The organism is Pedococcus sp. P2_A3, assembly GCF_056405035.1.
Map to the genome: position 1 here is coordinate 25,749 of NZ_JBFUCW010000018.1, position 14,581 is coordinate 40,329.

The 14,581-nt window shown below is 71.4% G+C and carries 16 protein-coding genes; 13 read left to right on the plus strand and 3 right to left on the minus strand.

Annotation, left to right across the window (positions count from 1 at the left end; all coding sequences use genetic code 11):
- Positions 1 to 33 precede the first annotated feature (33 nt).
- The gene (gene trxA, locus AC1DX8_RS14805; RefSeq protein WP_477630696.1) at positions 34 to 405 is read right to left on the minus strand and encodes a thioredoxin; all 372 of its coding nucleotides are present in this window, start codon (positions 403 to 405) and stop codon (positions 34 to 36) included.
- Positions 406 to 407: 2 nt separating this feature from the next.
- Positions 408 to 1,049 carry an SIMPL domain-containing protein gene (locus tag AC1DX8_RS14810; RefSeq protein ID WP_477630697.1) on the minus strand — a complete coding sequence of 214 codons (642 nt, stop codon included), beginning with the start codon at positions 1,047 to 1,049 and terminating at the stop codon, positions 408 to 410.
- Positions 1,050 to 1,072: 23 nt separating this feature from the next.
- On the opposite strand from AC1DX8_RS14810, the gene AC1DX8_RS14815 reads away from it, so the two are divergent.
- From AC1DX8_RS14815 to AC1DX8_RS14865, 11 genes are all read left to right on the plus strand, one after another.
- Positions 1,073 to 1,825: a class I SAM-dependent methyltransferase gene (locus tag AC1DX8_RS14815; protein ID WP_477630698.1), complete on the plus strand. Its 753-nt coding sequence runs from the start codon at positions 1,073 to 1,075 to the stop codon at positions 1,823 to 1,825.
- Positions 1,825 to 2,277, plus strand: coding sequence for a hypothetical protein (locus AC1DX8_RS14820; protein WP_477630699.1), 453 nt, complete (start codon positions 1,825 to 1,827; stop codon positions 2,275 to 2,277). The genes AC1DX8_RS14815 and AC1DX8_RS14820 overlap by 1 nt, the downstream gene beginning before the upstream one ends.
- 17 nt (positions 2,278 to 2,294) lie before the next feature.
- Positions 2,295 to 3,749, plus strand: a complete 1,455-nt coding sequence (locus AC1DX8_RS14825; RefSeq protein WP_477630700.1) for an NAD-dependent malic enzyme — start codon at positions 2,295 to 2,297, stop codon at positions 3,747 to 3,749.
- Entirely contained in the window at positions 3,742 to 4,092 is a 351-nt protein-coding gene (locus tag AC1DX8_RS14830) for a VanZ family protein (RefSeq protein WP_477630701.1), read from the plus strand. The genes AC1DX8_RS14825 and AC1DX8_RS14830 overlap by 8 nt, the downstream gene beginning before the upstream one ends.
- A 214-nt stretch (positions 4,093 to 4,306) precedes the next feature.
- Positions 4,307 to 6,622, plus strand: a complete 2,316-nt coding sequence (locus AC1DX8_RS14835; RefSeq protein WP_477630702.1) for a DEAD/DEAH box helicase — start codon at positions 4,307 to 4,309, stop codon at positions 6,620 to 6,622.
- A 122-nt stretch (positions 6,623 to 6,744) separates the two neighbouring features.
- Positions 6,745 to 7,296: a YqgE/AlgH family protein gene (locus AC1DX8_RS14840; protein WP_477630754.1), complete on the plus strand. Its 552-nt coding sequence runs from the start codon at positions 6,745 to 6,747 to the stop codon at positions 7,294 to 7,296.
- A 72-nt stretch (positions 7,297 to 7,368) separates the two neighbouring features.
- Positions 7,369 to 7,671 (plus strand): DUF3039 domain-containing protein, encoded by a 303-nt coding sequence (locus AC1DX8_RS14845; RefSeq protein WP_477630703.1) that lies wholly within the window; start codon positions 7,369 to 7,371, stop codon positions 7,669 to 7,671.
- 184 nt (positions 7,672 to 7,855) lie between these two features.
- Positions 7,856 to 8,842, plus strand: coding sequence for a zinc metalloprotease (locus AC1DX8_RS14850; protein WP_477630704.1), 987 nt, complete (start codon positions 7,856 to 7,858; stop codon positions 8,840 to 8,842).
- A gap of 132 nt (positions 8,843 to 8,974) precedes the next feature.
- Entirely contained in the window at positions 8,975 to 10,726 is a 1,752-nt protein-coding gene (locus tag AC1DX8_RS14855) for a DEAD/DEAH box helicase (RefSeq protein WP_477630705.1), read from the plus strand.
- 112 nt (positions 10,727 to 10,838) lie between these two features.
- A complete protein-coding gene (locus AC1DX8_RS14860) occupies positions 10,839 to 11,231 on the plus strand; it encodes a DMP19 family protein (protein ID WP_477630706.1) in 393 nt (130 codons plus the stop codon).
- 69 nt (positions 11,232 to 11,300) lie between these two features.
- Positions 11,301 to 11,510 (plus strand): dodecin, encoded by a 210-nt coding sequence (locus AC1DX8_RS14865; protein WP_477630707.1) that lies wholly within the window; start codon positions 11,301 to 11,303, stop codon positions 11,508 to 11,510.
- 92 nt (positions 11,511 to 11,602) lie between these two features.
- Here the strand turns inward: AC1DX8_RS14865 and AC1DX8_RS14870 are convergent, their stop codons facing one another.
- Positions 11,603 to 12,076, minus strand: a complete 474-nt coding sequence (locus AC1DX8_RS14870) for an Lrp/AsnC family transcriptional regulator (RefSeq protein WP_477630708.1) — start codon at positions 12,074 to 12,076, stop codon at positions 11,603 to 11,605.
- 135 nt (positions 12,077 to 12,211) lie between these two features.
- On the opposite strand from AC1DX8_RS14870, the gene hppD reads away from it, so the two are divergent.
- Positions 12,212 to 13,465, plus strand: a complete 1,254-nt coding sequence (gene hppD / locus AC1DX8_RS14875; protein ID WP_477630755.1) for a 4-hydroxyphenylpyruvate dioxygenase — start codon at positions 12,212 to 12,214, stop codon at positions 13,463 to 13,465.
- A gap of 149 nt (positions 13,466 to 13,614) precedes the next feature.
- Positions 13,615 to 14,571, plus strand: coding sequence for an RDD family protein (locus tag AC1DX8_RS14880; protein ID WP_477630709.1), 957 nt, complete (start codon positions 13,615 to 13,617; stop codon positions 14,569 to 14,571).
- The last annotated feature ends 10 nt before the right edge of the window (positions 14,572 to 14,581 follow it).

Consider the following 14,581-nt stretch of genomic DNA (forward strand, 5'->3'; position numbering starts at 1 on the left):
ATGACCCCAGCCGGACGACCCCCGGCGACACGGTCAGGCCTGCGGGGCCTTCTGCGCCTCGATGTCGGCCCGCACGGCGTCCATGTCGAGCGCCTGCACCTGGGTGATGACGTCCTCCAGCGCGGTCGCGGGGAGCGCGCCGGCCTGGGCGAAGACGAGGATGCCGTCGCGGAAGCCCATCAGCATGGGGATCGAGGTGATGTTGGCGGCCGCGGCCAAAGCCTGCTCGGCCTCGGTGTCGACCTTGCCGAAGACGACGTCCGCGTGCTGCTCGGAAGCGGCCTCGAAGACCGGGCCGAACCGCTTGCACGGCCCGCACCACTCGGCCCAGAAGTCCACGAAGACGGTGCCGCCCTCGAGGATCGTCTTCTCGAAGTTCTCCGCCGTCAGCGTCGTGCTCGCCATCTCTACGTCCACTCCCATCGGACCGCGACGGTCGCGGTCACCGAGTTCTCGCCCAGCTCCAGCGACAGGTCTGCTGCCTTGCCGGCCGCCATCATGGCGAACCGGGGCTGGGCTCCACCCCGCTCAACGTCGGACAGCCGCTCAACCTTCCCGAGGGTCCGCCCCGCCAGCGCGGCATACTGCTGCGCCTTGCCCTGCGCGTCGGCGAAGGCGGCCGCACGCGCCCGGGCCAGCAGCGGGGCGGAGTCGGCGAGCTCGAGGCCGATGTGGTCGATGGTGAGGGCGTTGCCGGCGGCGCCGGCGAAGGCCGCGACGAGGCTGCCGACGAGCGCCGGGTCCCGGACCGTCACCGACAGGGTCTGGTATGCCGTGTAGCCGACCACCGTGACCCCCTCGCGGTCGTGGCGGGGGTGGACGCCGGTGCCCGTGGTGCGCAGGTCGGCGTCGCCCACCCCGTGGTCGCGGGCTGCCTGGGCCAGCGCCTGCGCCCGGCTCCCCGCGTCGGTGAGCGCGCTGGAGACGTCGTCGCCGTCGCACCGGACCCCCGCACGGACCCGGACGACGTCGGGGGCGGCCGAGGCCGTCCCGGAGCCGGTCACCTCGACATGGGCCCCGCCCGCACCCGTCCCGCTGTGTCCTGTCATGGGACCAGCCTAGGCTGGAGCCGATGAGCACCGAAGGCACTCGCACCCACGAAACCGTCGCCGCCGAGAGGGGCCCCGACGCCACCGGCACCCCAGGTGCCGGCACCGAGGCCACCGGCACCGGCACCGGCCCGAGCACCGAGGACATCCGTCGCTACTGGGACGACTTCGCGGCGGAGTACGACACCTACCCCGACCACGGTCTGCTCGACTCCGACACCCGCTCTGCCTGGAAGGACCTGCTGCGCACCTGGCTGCCCACCACGCCGTCGCTGGTGGCCGACCTCGCCTGCGGCACGGGCACGATGAGCGTGCTGATGGCCGAGCTGGGCCACCAGGTCCGCGGCGTCGACCTCTCCGCCGAGATGGTGCGCCTGGCGCGCGCCAAGGCTGCACCGTACGGGTCCGCGATCGAGGTCGAGCAGGGCGACGCGGGCGACCCGCCCTTCGAGCCGGGGGCCTTCGACGTGGTCTTCGCCCGCCACATCCTGTGGACCCTGCCCGACCCCATCGACGCGCTGCGCCGGTGGGCCGCGCTGCTCCGCCCGGGCGGCCGGATGGTGCTGGTCGAGGGGCGGTGGGGCCTCGAGGCGGCAGCCGACAAGCCCGCCCTGCCGTGGCGCGCGGGGGTGCCGTCAGAGGAGCTGGCTGACGTCGTCGGCGACCTTGTGGGGCAGCCGGTCGTCGTGCAACTCACCGACTCCGTCTACTGGGGCAAGCACATCGAGCACGAGCGCTACCTCCTGCGGGCCGTGGCCCCGACGGCGACGGCCTGATGCGCGCGCGGGCACGGCGGCTGACCGTGGTGGGCTGGGTGCTCGCCGCCCTGGCCGTGCTCATGGTGCCGTGGACGGCATACCTGTTCATCGTGCTGCCCCGCACGGCCCGCGCGGAGCACTTCGACCTGGCCTGGGGTGGCTTCGACCTCGCCCTGCTCGTGCTGCTGGCGCTGACCGGCTGGGCCGCCGTGCGGCGACTGCGGTGGCTGGCCGCGGTGGCGGGAGCCAGCGCCGCACTGCTCGGTGCTGACGCGTGGTTCGACGTCGTGACCAGCCCCACTGCGGGGGAGCGATGGGTGGCGCTGGCGATGGCGGTCCTCGTCGAGCTCCCGCTGGCGGTCGTGTGCGTCTGGTTGGCCGTGAGCGGCCAGGACTTCGTCGACCGACGGCTCGCGATGGCCCGGAACGTGAGAACCGGGGTGGACCCGGTTCGGCATACCCCGCGGTAATCGGGAGAATGCCGGACATGACCGCAGCCCCGTCCGTGTCCAACTCCATCACCGTCCGGCTGACGCTCCCGGCCCGCGCCACCGCAGTGTCCGAGCTCACCGGCGTCATCGAGAAGGGCGGCGGACTGGTCACCGGGCTCGACGTCACGGCCTCCGGTGCCGACCGGCTCCGGGTCGACGTGACGGCCGCGGCGCGCGACACCGACCACGCCGACGAGCTCGTCGCGGCGATGCGGGAGGTGCACGGCGTCGAGATCGGCAAGGTCTCCGACCGCACCTTCCTCGCCCACCTGGGCGGCAAGCTCAAGATCGAGTCGAAGGTGCCGATCCGCAACCGCGACGACCTGTCGCTCATCTACACCCCGGGGGTCGCGCGAGTCTGCATGGCCATCGCCGAGAACCCCGCCGACGCCCGCCGGCTCACCATCAAGCGCAACACGGTGGCCGTGGTCACCGACGGCTCGGCGGTCCTGGGGCTGGGCAACATCGGCCCCCTGGCGGCGCTACCGGTGATGGAGGGGAAGGCCGCGCTGTTCAAGCGGTTCGCCGACATCGACGCCTTCCCGATCTGCCTCGACACCCAGGACACCGAGGAGATCATCCGCGCCGTCAAGGCGATCAGCCCGGTCTTCGCCGGCATCAACCTCGAGGACATCTCGGCCCCGCGGTGCTTCGAGATCGAGGCCCGGCTGCGCGAGGAGCTCGACATCCCGGTCTTCCACGACGACCAGCACGGCACCGCCATCGTCACCCTCGCCGCCCTGCGCAACGCCCTGCGCGTCGTCGGCAAGGAGCTCAGCGACTGCCGCGTCGTGATGTCGGGCGCGGGCGCAGCCGGCACGGCGATCCTCAAGCTGCTGCTCAAGGCGGGCGCCACCGACGTGGTCGTGGCCGACCAGTTCGGGGTGCTGCACCGCGACCGCGAGGACATCGCGTCGGGGCAGCACCCGGCTCTGGCGTGGTCGGCCGAGCACACCAACCACCGCGGCGTGACCGGCACCCTCAAGGAGGCGATCGCCGGCGCCGACGTCTTCGTCGGGGTCTCCGCCCCGGGCATCCTCACCGGTGACGACATCGCCACCATGAACGACGGCGCGATCGTCTTCGCCATGGCGAACCCCGAGCCCGAGGTGGACCCCATCGCGGCCGCCCAGCACGCGGCGGTCGTGGCGACGGGTCGCTCCGACTTCGCCAACCAGATCAACAACGTCCTGGTCTTCCCGGGCGTGTTCCGCGGCCTGCTCGACGCGGCGTCGACCTCGATCGACGAGGACGTCATGCTGGCGGCTGCCAAGGCGCTCTCCGAGGTCGTCCACCCCGAGGAGCTCAACGCCGCCTACATCATCCCCAGCGTCTTCCACCCCGACGTGTCGAAGGTGGTCGCCGCGGCGGTCAAGGCAGCCGTGCTGGGCACGACGCCTGAGCAGGTCCCGACCCGACGGATGGCGGAAGAGCCCGAGTTCATTGGCTGACGCGCGACCACGTCGGACCGCCGTCGTCGTGTTCGCGGTCCTGCTCGTCGCCCACCTCGCCGCGCTCTACTGGCCGCGGGTCGACCTCCAGGGACCGGTGACCTGGAGCGACAAGGTCATGCACGTCCTGCTGTTCCTCGCACCCACGGTGGCCGGACTGCTGGCCGGCGTGCGGCCGGCATACCTCGTCGGGCTCCTGGCCCTGCACGCCCCGGTGAGCGAGCTGCTCCAGCACTACCTGCTCCCGCACCGGACCGGCGACGCCTGGGACGCCGTCGCGGACCTCGGGGGAGTGGTGCTGGGGGTCACGTCCGTCGTGGTCGGAAGGGCGCTGCGGCGCTGATAGACTGATTCGGCTCAGATCGGCGGCGCTCGGCAGCGCCATCAGGTGGCACAGGCGCCACAGACGCATTCCCTACTCCGACTGCAGTCCACCGGATGACAACTGTTGATCCGGTCCAACGGGCCCACAGGGCCTGAGGCTCGTCTTCTTCGTTGCCCTCGCCAGGTGGCTCGAGACGTGTCTACCTCGAGTACCTGAAGTGAGTTGAACATCTGTGCCCAAGAACCTGCGATCCGGCGCGCCCAAAAAGGCCCGCTGGACCCCGGACCAGAAGGCTGCCGCGAAGAAGGGCCCCAAGAAGGCCCACCGCGGCCAGTCCGCCGCCCCCGCCGGTGGCAAGCCGTATGCCGCCCGGCCGGCTCGCGACGGTGACCGTCGCCCCGAGCGTTCGGATCGCTCCGACCGTCCGGCCCGCAGCTACGACCGCAGCGACCGCCCGGCCCGCACGTTCAACCGTGACGACCGTCCGGCCCGCACGTTCGACCGCAGCGACCGCAGCGACCGTCCGGCCCGCAGCTTCGACCGCAGCGAGCGTCCGGCCCGCACGTTCAACCGTGACGACCGTCCGGCGCGTGGTTACGACCGCGGCGACCGGACCGACCGTCCGGCCCGCAGCTTCGACCGCAGCGACCGTCCGGCCCGCACGTTCAACCGTGACGACCGTCCCGCGCGTGGTTACGACCGCGGCGACCGGACCGACCGTCCCGCCCGCAGCTTCGACCGTGACGACCGTCCGGCTCGCACCTTCAACCGTGACGACCGGCCGCAGCGCCGCGAGTCCACCCGTGACGACCGCCCGGTTCGTCGCTTTGACCGTGATGCCAGTGACCGTCGTGAGAGCCGTGGTCCCCGTCAGTACACCCGTGAGGACCGCCCTGTGACCAGCTACAACCGTGACGACCGTCCGGCCCGCACCAACGACCGACCCGCCCGCAGCTTCGACCGCACTGAGCGCCCCGCGCGCAGCTTCGACCGCAGCGACCGTCCGGCCCGCACCAACGACCGACCCGCCCGCAGCTTCGACCGCAGCGATCGTCCGGCCCGCAGCTTCAACCGTGACGACCGTCCGGCCCGCGGCTTCGACAGCCAGGTCGACCCCGAGGCCGAGCGCATGGAAGCCGACACCTGGGTGAAGGCCACCCGCAAGAGCGTCGACGGCCCCGTGACCGTCGACGCCGACAACGGCTTCGCCGGCCTCGGCCTCAGCGAGCGCCTGGTCGAGCGGCTCGCCCGTGACGGCATCACCACGCCGTTCCCGATCCAGTCGGCGACCATCCCGGACGCCCTGGCCGGCATGGACATCCTCGGTCGTGGCCAGACCGGCTCCGGCAAGACGCTCGCCTTCGGCCTGCCGATGCTGTCCCGCCTCGCTGACGGCGAGAAGGCCCGTCCGCGCCGCCCGCGCGCCCTCGTGCTGGTCCCGACCCGTGAGCTCGCGATGCAGGTGTCCGACGCGCTCGAGCCCCTCGTGCACGTCCTCGGCCTGAAGCACAAGCTCGTCGCCGGTGGCCTGTCCTACACGACCCAGATCAGCGCCCTCAACCGCGGCGTCGACCTCCTCATCGCGACCCCCGGTCGCCTCAAGGACCTCATCGAGCGCGACGCCGTGCAGCTGCGCGACATCCAGATCGCCGTCCTCGACGAGGCCGACCACATGGCCGACATGGGCTTCATGCCCGAGGTCACCGCGATCCTCGACCAGATGCCGGCCGGCGGACAGCGGATGCTCTTCTCGGCCACCCTGGACAAGGGAGTCGACAAGCTGGTCGAGGGCTACCTCACCGACCCGAAGACGCACTCGACCGACGACGCGAAGGCCTCCGTCACGACGATGGAGCACCACGTACTGCTCATCGACCCGATGCACAAGAAGACGATCACCGCCGAGGTCGCCAACCGTGCGGGCCGCACCGTGGTCTTCGTGCGGACCAAGCTCGGCGCCGACCGCGTGGCTCTCCAGCTGCGCGAGCAGGGTGTCTTCGCTGCCGCCCTGCACGGTGGGCTCAACCAGGGCGCGCGCAACCGCGTCCTCGGGGCCTTCCGCGACGGCAGCCTGCCCGTCCTCGTCGCCACGGACGTCGCCGCCCGCGGCATCCACGTCGACGACGTCTCGGTCGTCCTCCAGGTCGACCCGCCGGCCGACCACAAGGACTACCTGCACCGCTCGGGCCGCACCGCCCGCGCCGGTGACAAGGGCACGGTCGTGACCCTCGCCCTGCCGCACCAGCGGCGCACGATGGAGCGGATGGCCCGTGAGGCCGGCATCGACGCCATGCCCACGAAGGCGGTCCCGGGCGACGAGCGCCTCGCGGCCACCGGTGCCGTGACGCCCAGCGGGATCCCGGTCCCCGAGGACCAGGTCCGCCGGGTGCTCGAGGGTCCCAAGCGTGGCGGCGGTCGCCCGTCCGCTGGTCCTCGTGGTGGCGGCCCGCGTGGCCCGCGCCAGGGCGGCAACCGCTCCTACCGTGACGACCGCTCCGGCGGCTCGCGCGGTGAGCGCGGCAGCTACTCGCGCGCCGCACGCGGCTGAGCCGTCACCTCGGCCGCCGCACCTGAACGGCGCACCAGCCGCCACGGCATCAACTGAACGGCCAGAGCCCCGGTCCCCGCGACCGGGGCTCTGGCATTGGCAGGCAGAATGGACTCGTGGAGATGAAGGACCTGTCGGGCAGCCTGCTCGTCGCGACCCCCCAGATCGAGGAGGGGGTCTTCTGCCGCAGTGTCGTCCTGGTCCTCCACCACGACGAGGAGGGCGCCCAGGGTGTGGTGCTCAACCGGCCGATGGACGCCCGCGTCGAGGCGGTGCTGCCCGACTGGCAGGCCCACGCGACCGCCCCGTCGGTCCTCTTCGAGGGCGGACCGGTCGGCCTCGACAGCGCGCTCGGCCTGGTCACGGTCCCCGGCGACGTCGAGCCCCTCGGCGTGAAGCGGCTGTTCCGTGGCCTCGGCCTCGTCGACCTCGACACCCCGCCGGCGATCGTGGTCCCCGAAGTGGCCGGCCTGCGGATCTTCGCCGGGTATGCCGGGTGGTCCGCCGGGCAGCTCGAGGACGAGGTGCGCTCGGGCAGCTGGTACGTCGTGGAGTCCGAGGGTCGCGACGCGTTCGACGACGACCCCGAGCAGCTGTGGGCCCGGGTGCTGCGTCGCCAGCGTGACCACCTCGCCTTCGTGGCGACGTTCCCGACCGACCCCGAGATGAACTGAGCGCTGCACCCCGTCCTTCCCACCGCGTCAGGCCTTCCGAACCACGTCAGCCACGCGGCATACAATCGCTGGATGAGCGAGCCCCAGATCCCCCTGGACGACCCGCTGGCCCCGCAGGCCCAGCCCTCCACGACGACCGCCGTGCTCGAGCGCGAGCAGGTCGAGGAGCAGCTGCAGGAGCCGGGTGACCACGAGCGGTTCTCGCACTACGTGCGCAAGGAGAAGATCCTCGAGAGCGCGCTGTCGGGGGAGCCGGTCGTCGCGCTCTGCGGCAAGGTGTGGGTGCCCGGTCGCGACCCGAAGAAGTTCCCGGTCTGCCCGACCTGCAAGGAGATCTACGAAGGGCTGCGGGCACCCCAGGACGGCGGCGAGTAGCGCATCGCCGCAGGTGGGCGCCACAGACGTCCGCCGAGGCACAGGAGTTGCACCCCGACCGAAAGCCTGGACGAGTCTTTACCTGCGCCTGTCTCTCCTGACCCGGCGGCAGGGGATCGGGCTCTTAGCGTGCGAAGTCGAGCCACCCACCGACCCCGGAGGGAGGCACCTCGAAAGGACGCCCATGAAGCTTCGCTCTCGAATCGCGCTCTCCTCCCTCATGCTGGGAGCCGTCGCCCTCGGACTCGGCCAGGGCAGCGCGACCGCCCAGCCGATGGCCGGCGAGTCCACCGTGGCCGCCGACTGCGCGACCCACGACGACGCCGTCAACACGGCGCGCTCCGCCAGGGGCGGCAACCGCGTCGACCCGCACGAGTTCAGCCAGGCCCAGGTGGACCGGATGGAGGCCGCCTACCGGAAGGCCGCCGCCGACAAGGGGCTGACGCCGGCGGCCAACGGCAAGCTGGTCAAGCGATCCGAGGCCCGCAAGCCCGCCCCCACGCCGACTTTCGCCGCGACCACCGTGAGCGTCTACTGGCACGTGATCACCAACGGCACGAGCGGCAAGCTCACGACCACGCAGATCAACAGCCAGCTCAGCGTCCTCAACAACGCCTACGCGTCCTCGGGCTTCTCCTTCACCCTCGCCGGCACGGAGACCACGACGAACAGCGACTGGTACAGCATCGCCTTCCCGGCCAGCGGCCAGGAGCCGAGTGACGCCAAGGCGATGAAGACGGCTCTGCACAAGGGCACCAAGGCCGCGCTGAACATCTACTCGACCACGTTCTCGGACGGCACCCTGGGCTACGCGCAGTTCCCGTCCACGAACAACACCACCCTCGACGGCGTGGTGCTCGACTACCGCAGCATCCCCGGCGGCAGCCTCGCCCCGTACAACCAGGGCGACACCGCGACCCACGAGGTCGGTCACTGGGTGGGGCTCTACCACACCTTCCAGGGCGGCTGCTCGGGCGGCGACTCCGTGAGCGACACCCCCGCCGAGGCCTCGCCGGCGTTCGGCTGCCCCACCGGCCGCGACACCTGCACGGCCACCGGGCTCGACCCGATCAAGAACTTCATGGACTACACCGACGACTCGTGCATGAACACCTTCACGGCCGGGCAGACCACCCGCATGCAGAACCAGTGGGTCACCTACCGCGCCTGAACCCACCGTGCCTGACCAGCCCGAACCCGCGCTGGACCTGAACCCCACGGCCTAGCACACCACCGAGGCCCCGGCGGAGACGCCGGGGCCTCGGCATGTCGTTTCGCGGCACCGGATAACGTGGCCGGTCCCATGAGTACCGCAGCCGCCTCGCACCTTTCACCAGCCTTCCCGGAGCGGGCGGCCTGGGGCACGGCCGACAAGCTGCGCGCATGGCAGCAGGCCGCGCTGACGGCATACCTGCGCTCCGACCCCCGCGACTTCCTCGCGGTCGCGACCCCCGGTGCCGGGAAGACGACCTACGCCCTGCGCCTGGCCACCGAGCTCCTCGGCCGCGGCACCATCTCGGCCGTGACCATCGTCGCGCCCACCGAGCACCTCAAGACCCAGTGGGCCGAGGCCGCGGCGCGGGTCGGCATCCACATCGACCCGAGGTTCTCCAACTCCTCGGCGCGGCACTCCAGCGAGTACGACGGCGTCGCCCTCACCTACGCTCAGGTGGCGAGCAAGCCCTCGCTGCACCGCACCCGCACCGAGTCGGCCCCGACCCTGGTCATCCTCGACGAGATCCACCACGGCGGTGACGCCCTGTCGTGGGGTGACGCGATCCGTGAGGCGTTCGAGCCTGCCACCCGCCGGCTCGCGCTCACCGGCACGCCGTTCCGGTCCGACACCTCGCCCATCCCGTTCGTCACCTACGCGGAGGACGCCGACGGCATCCGCCGCTCCTCCGCCGACTACACCTACGGGTATGCCGAGGCGTTGCGTGACGGCGTCGTGCGACCCGTGCTCTTCCTCGCCTACGGGGGCGCCATGCGGTGGCGCACCAAGGCCGGCGACGAGATCGCGGCCCGGCTCGGGGAGATGCTCACCAAGGACTCCATGGCGCAGGCGTGGCGCACGGCTCTGGACCCCAAGGGCGAGTGGATCCCGTCCGTCCTCGCGGCCGCCGACAAGCGGCTCACCGAGGTGCGTCGGGGCGTGCCGGACGCGGGTGGGCTGGTGATCGCGTCCAACCAGACGGCGGCCCGCGCCTACGCCAAGACCCTCGAGGCCATCACGGGCGAGAAGCCCACGCTGGTGCTGTCCGACGATGCGGGCTCCTCGGCGCGGATCGAGGAGTACGCCTCCAGCGACTCACGCTGGATGGTGGCGGTGCGGATGGTGTCCGAGGGCGTCGACGTGCCGCGACTCTGTGTCGGCGTCTACGCGACCTCGACGTCCACGCCCCTGTTCTTCGCCCAGGCGGTCGGGCGCTTCGTCCGTGCGCGCCGGCGCGGCGAGACCGCCTCGGTCTTCCTGCCCTCGGTGCCCGTCATCCTCGAGCACGCGGCACGGCTCGAGGACGAGCGCGACCACGCCCTCGACCGGGTGACCAAGGACGACAGTGCCGCGTCGATGTGGGCCGAGGAGGACGCCCTCGTCGATGCGGCCAACCGCACGGCCCGCACCCCCGACGTCGACCAGATGGCCTTCGAGGCGCTGGAGTCCGACGCCGAGTTCGACCACGTGCTCTTCGACGCCAAGCAGTTCGGGCTCAACGCGGTCACGGGGTCGGAGGAGGAGCAGGAGTACCTCGGCCTGCCGGGTCTGCTCGAGCCCGACCAGATGGCCGTGCTGCTCCACGAGCGACAGGCCGCCCAGAGCACCCGTCGGCCCCGCGCGGTGCAGCAGCCGGTCTCGGCGCACCGGGCGCTGGCCGCACAGCGGCAGGAGCTCAACAAGCTGGTCGCCGCCTACGCCCGCAAGAAGGGCACGCCGCACGGCGTCGTGCACAACGAGCTGCGCCGGGCCTGTGGCGGGCCCGCCCTCGACGAAGCGACCTCCGAGCAGGTGGTGGCCCGGGTGGAGAAGATCCGGGCCTGGTTCGTCGGCCGCCGCTGAGCGGTCGCCCCTTCCCGTTCGATGTAAACCCGCCGGGGATCACCGGCGGGTTTACATCGAACCGGCGGGTGCTCTGCGCGACGGGCGCAGGAACAGGTGACATGCTGCGGTCATGGACCTGGCTGACACCATCTGGAACCGCGCGGCACTGGAGTCCGGCGGCCCGACCCCCGGCGAAGGCGACCGGGCCCTGGCCGCTGCCCTCCTCCTGCACAGCTCCGCCATGTCGGGGGGTGTGCTGGAGGCCGTGCAGAACCTGACCGACGAGGAGCTGGACGCCGCGGAGGCCGGCTACCGGTGGCTGCACGTGCCGGCAGCCTCGGAGGCGATCGCCGAGGTCCGGCGTGCGATCGCCGACGGTGCGCTGGACGACCCCGGACGCGCGAGCGCCCTCGACCTGTCGGCAGACGACCACTACGACGAGGCCATCGAGGACGACGCAGCGCTCGACAGCGCGTTCCGGGCCAGGCTGAGCACCGACCCGCACGCGTTCTCGGGGGTCTAGGCGGTCCTGCCCCGGGGCGCTAGCGTGACGGCAACGGCGCCCGCCCGGCCGCCGAGGACGGAGCAGGCCATGGCCAACCACGTGTACTCCATCTCCGAGGTCGTGGGCACCTCGCCCGACGGCATCGAAGCCGCTGTCGGCAACGCCGTGACGCAGGCGGCGAAGACGGTGCGCAACCTCGACTGGTTCGAGGTGCAGAGCGTCCGCGGCCAGATCGCCGACGGCTCGGTCGCGCACTGGCAGGTGACCGTCAAGCTCGGCTTCCGGCTCGACGACTGAGCCCCCTCTCAGCGCACTCCTGGCCACCAGTGCCCCACGCGACCCCCTGTCTGGGCTGCTGGTGCGGCACTACTGGCCAGAAGTGGTGAGGGTCAGCTGCTGCTGGCGGCCGAGCGGACCAGCGGGAGGGTCCGCAGCGGGATGCGGGTGGCGAGCGAGATCGCGGTGTTGGCGCGGACGACGTGCTCGTCGTCGACCACCGCGTCGATGACCCGCTGGAGGTCGGCGTTGTCGCGCGCGACGATGTGGATGAACAGGTCACCGGAGCCGGTGATGGTGTGCGCCTCCAGCACCTCCGGGATGCCCGACAGGTGGTCGACGACGGGGGAGTGGCCGCGGCCCTGGCGGATCTCGAGCGTGCAGAACGCCGACACCGGGTAGCCCATCGCAGCAGGGTCGACCTGCGGCGCCCACGACCTGATGACCCCGTGCTGCACCAGCCGGTCGAGCCGCGCCTGCACCGTGCCGCGAGCCACCCCGAGCTCACGCGAGGCCCCGAGCACGCCGATCTGGGGCTGCTCGCTGAACACGGTGATCAACCGGCCATCGAGATCGTCGAGATTCATGGGCACATTGTCCACTGAAACCGGGAACTGAGCCAGCAGTCTGCGCAGAGTGTGCAGACCAGGGCTCGACGGTTGCACACCGTCGGGCCAACCCGGCACCCTGCACGCATGACCACTCACGCCACGGACACCGCCATGGACACCGCCACGGACACTGCGACCGACACCGCGACCGACACGGCGACCGACACGGCCCTGGACCTGACGCCGCAGGAGCGCGAGGCCAACCTCGACATCGAGCAGCTCAAGCAGCTCGTCGGCCTCGTCGAGTACGACGAGAGCAAGGACCCCTTCCCGGTCACCGGGTGGGACTCCATCGTCTTCGTCGTCGGCAACGCGAGCCAGACCGCGCACTACTACCAGTCCGCGTGGGGCATGGAGCTCGTCGCCTACAGCGGCCCCGAGAACGGCCAGCGCGACCACAAGTCGTTCGTCCTGAAGTCCGGCTCGATCCGGTTCGTCATCAACGGCGCCGTCAGCCCTGACAGCCCCCTCATCGCCCACCACGCCAAGCACGGCGACGGGGTCGTCGACATCTCCCTCGAGGTCCCCGACGTCGACAAGTGCGTCGCCCAGGCCAAGCGGGCGGGCGCTCGCGTGGTCCGCGAGGCCGAGGACGTCACCGACGAGCACGGCACGGTGCGGATCGCCTCGATCGCGACCTACGGCGAGACGGTCCACACCCTCGTCGACCGCTCCCGCTACGACGGGCCCTACCTGCCGGGCTACGTCGCGAAGTCGTCGACGTGGGTCAAGCGAGAGGGTGCGCCCAAGCGTCTCTTCCAGGCCCTCGACCACATCGTCGGCAACGTCGAGCTCGGCAAGATGGACGAGTGGGTGACCTTCTACAACAAGGTCATGGGGTTCGTGAACATGGCCGAGTTCGTGGGCGACGACATCGCCACCGACTACTCCGCGCTGATGTCCAAGGTCGTGGCCAACGGCAACCACCGGGTCAAGTTCCCGCTCAACGAGCCGGCGATCGCCAAGCGCAAGAGCCAGATCGACGAGTACCTCGAGTTCTACAACGGCCCCGGCGCCCAGCACCTCGCGCTGGCCACGAACGACATCCTGCGCACCGTCGACGAGCTGCGGGCCAATGGCGTGGAGTTCCTCGATACCCCGGACTCGTACTACGAGGACGCGGAGCTCCGTGCCCGCATCGGCGAGGTGCGCGCCCCGATCGAGGAGCTGCAGAAGCGCAAGATCCTCGTCGACCGCGACGAGGACGGCTACCTGCTGCAGATCTTCACCAAGCCGCTCGGCGACCGTCCCACGGTCTTCTTCGAGATCATCGAGCGGCACGGTTCGCTCGGCTTCGGCAAGGGCAACTTCAAGGCGCTGTTCGAGGCCATCGAGCGAGAGCAGGACGCCCGCGGCAACCTCTGAGCCGCACCGCACGACGCAGCACCTCACGACGGCGCCGGTATGCCGGGTGGTCACCACCCGGCATACCGGCGCCGGCGCGTGCGGACGGCACTCGGCGAGGGTGTGGCGCGGTGGGAGGAGAGTCCCCCGCAGCGTGAGAGGCTTGAGGCATGAGCACGCCCACGACTCCCGGCTGGTACGACGACCCCGAGGACGACACCCAGCTGCGGTACTTCGACGGCGTGGTCTGGAGCAAGCACACGACACCGCGCTCGACGCGCCCGACCTCCGCGGCCGCGCAGCCCGGTCAGCAGCAGTTCCCGGGGCAGGGGCACCCGCCGCAGTACCCGGGCCAGGGTCAGGCCCAGGGTCAGGCCCAGGGTCAGGCCCAGGGTCAGGCCCAGGGCCACGCTCCGGCTCCCGGGCAACCGCCCGCCCAGCCTCCCGTGACCGGTGGCTGGCAGGCCCCGCCGGTGCCCCAGCCGGGCCAGCAGCACCCGCAGTTCCCCGGTGCGCCCCAGCCGGGGGCCTGGAACGCCCCGGCCTACCCGGGGATGCAGCGGGTGGCGACCACGCCTGACGGCCAGCCGCTGGCCGGCTTCGGTCAGCGCGTCGGGGCGTTCGTCCTCGACTGGATGCTCCAGACGTTCATCGCCGGCCTCCTGGGGTCGTACTTCCTGGTCCGGGCGTTCACCGGGTACTTCGACGAGGTCTCCTCGATGATGAACACGGTCGAGGGCGGGGGACAGCCGGACTTCAACTCGGTGATGAACAGCATCGACTCGACCCAGCTCATGTACTTCAGTGCCGTCTCCATCGTGGTCTTCGCCGCCTACCAGTACTTCTTCCTGACCCGCTCGGGTCAGACCCCGGGCAAGATGGCCACCGGGATCAGCGTGCGGCTGCGCGAGCGCCCCGGTCCGCCCCCCAGTGCTGTCGTGCTCCGCCGGCTGGCCCTGCCCGTCGCCCTCTTCGTGCTCCAGCTCGTGCCACTCATCGGCACCGTCGCCGGGCTCGCCCGCCTCCTCGACCTCGTGTGGCCGCTCTGGGACGAGCGCAAGCAGGCGCTCCACGACAAGGTCGCGCAGACGAACGTCGTCGTCGGCAAGCAGCCGAAGCGCAGCTAGGCCGTCGAGA

What these genes read in the sequence shown, in the direction of transcription:
- trxA (WP_477630696.1), bottom strand. Translation starts at nt 405, where the DNA reads ATGGCGAGCACGACGCTGACGGCGGAGAACTTCGAGAAGACGATCCTC.
- AC1DX8_RS14810 (WP_477630697.1), bottom strand. Translation starts at nt 1,049, where the DNA reads ATGACAGGACACAGCGGGACGGGTGCGGGCGGGGCCCATGTCGAGGTG.
- AC1DX8_RS14815 (WP_477630698.1), top strand. Translation starts at nt 1,073, where the DNA reads ATGAGCACCGAAGGCACTCGCACCCACGAAACCGTCGCCGCCGAGAGG.
- AC1DX8_RS14820 (WP_477630699.1), top strand. Translation starts at nt 1,825, where the DNA reads ATGCGCGCGCGGGCACGGCGGCTGACCGTGGTGGGCTGGGTGCTCGCC.
- AC1DX8_RS14825 (WP_477630700.1), top strand. Translation starts at nt 2,295, where the DNA reads ATGACCGCAGCCCCGTCCGTGTCCAACTCCATCACCGTCCGGCTGACG.
- AC1DX8_RS14840 (WP_477630754.1), top strand. Translation starts at nt 6,745, where the DNA reads ATGAAGGACCTGTCGGGCAGCCTGCTCGTCGCGACCCCCCAGATCGAG.
- AC1DX8_RS14845 (WP_477630703.1), top strand. Translation starts at nt 7,369, where the DNA reads ATGAGCGAGCCCCAGATCCCCCTGGACGACCCGCTGGCCCCGCAGGCC.
- AC1DX8_RS14850 (WP_477630704.1), top strand. Translation starts at nt 7,856, where the DNA reads ATGAAGCTTCGCTCTCGAATCGCGCTCTCCTCCCTCATGCTGGGAGCC.
- AC1DX8_RS14855 (WP_477630705.1), top strand. Translation starts at nt 8,975, where the DNA reads ATGAGTACCGCAGCCGCCTCGCACCTTTCACCAGCCTTCCCGGAGCGG.
- AC1DX8_RS14860 (WP_477630706.1), top strand. Translation starts at nt 10,839, where the DNA reads ATGGACCTGGCTGACACCATCTGGAACCGCGCGGCACTGGAGTCCGGC.
- AC1DX8_RS14865 (WP_477630707.1), top strand. Translation starts at nt 11,301, where the DNA reads ATGGCCAACCACGTGTACTCCATCTCCGAGGTCGTGGGCACCTCGCCC.
- AC1DX8_RS14870 (WP_477630708.1), bottom strand. Translation starts at nt 12,076, where the DNA reads ATGAATCTCGACGATCTCGATGGCCGGTTGATCACCGTGTTCAGCGAG.
- hppD (WP_477630755.1), top strand. Translation starts at nt 12,212, where the DNA reads ATGGACACCGCCACGGACACTGCGACCGACACCGCGACCGACACGGCG.
- AC1DX8_RS14880 (WP_477630709.1), top strand. Translation starts at nt 13,615, where the DNA reads ATGAGCACGCCCACGACTCCCGGCTGGTACGACGACCCCGAGGACGAC.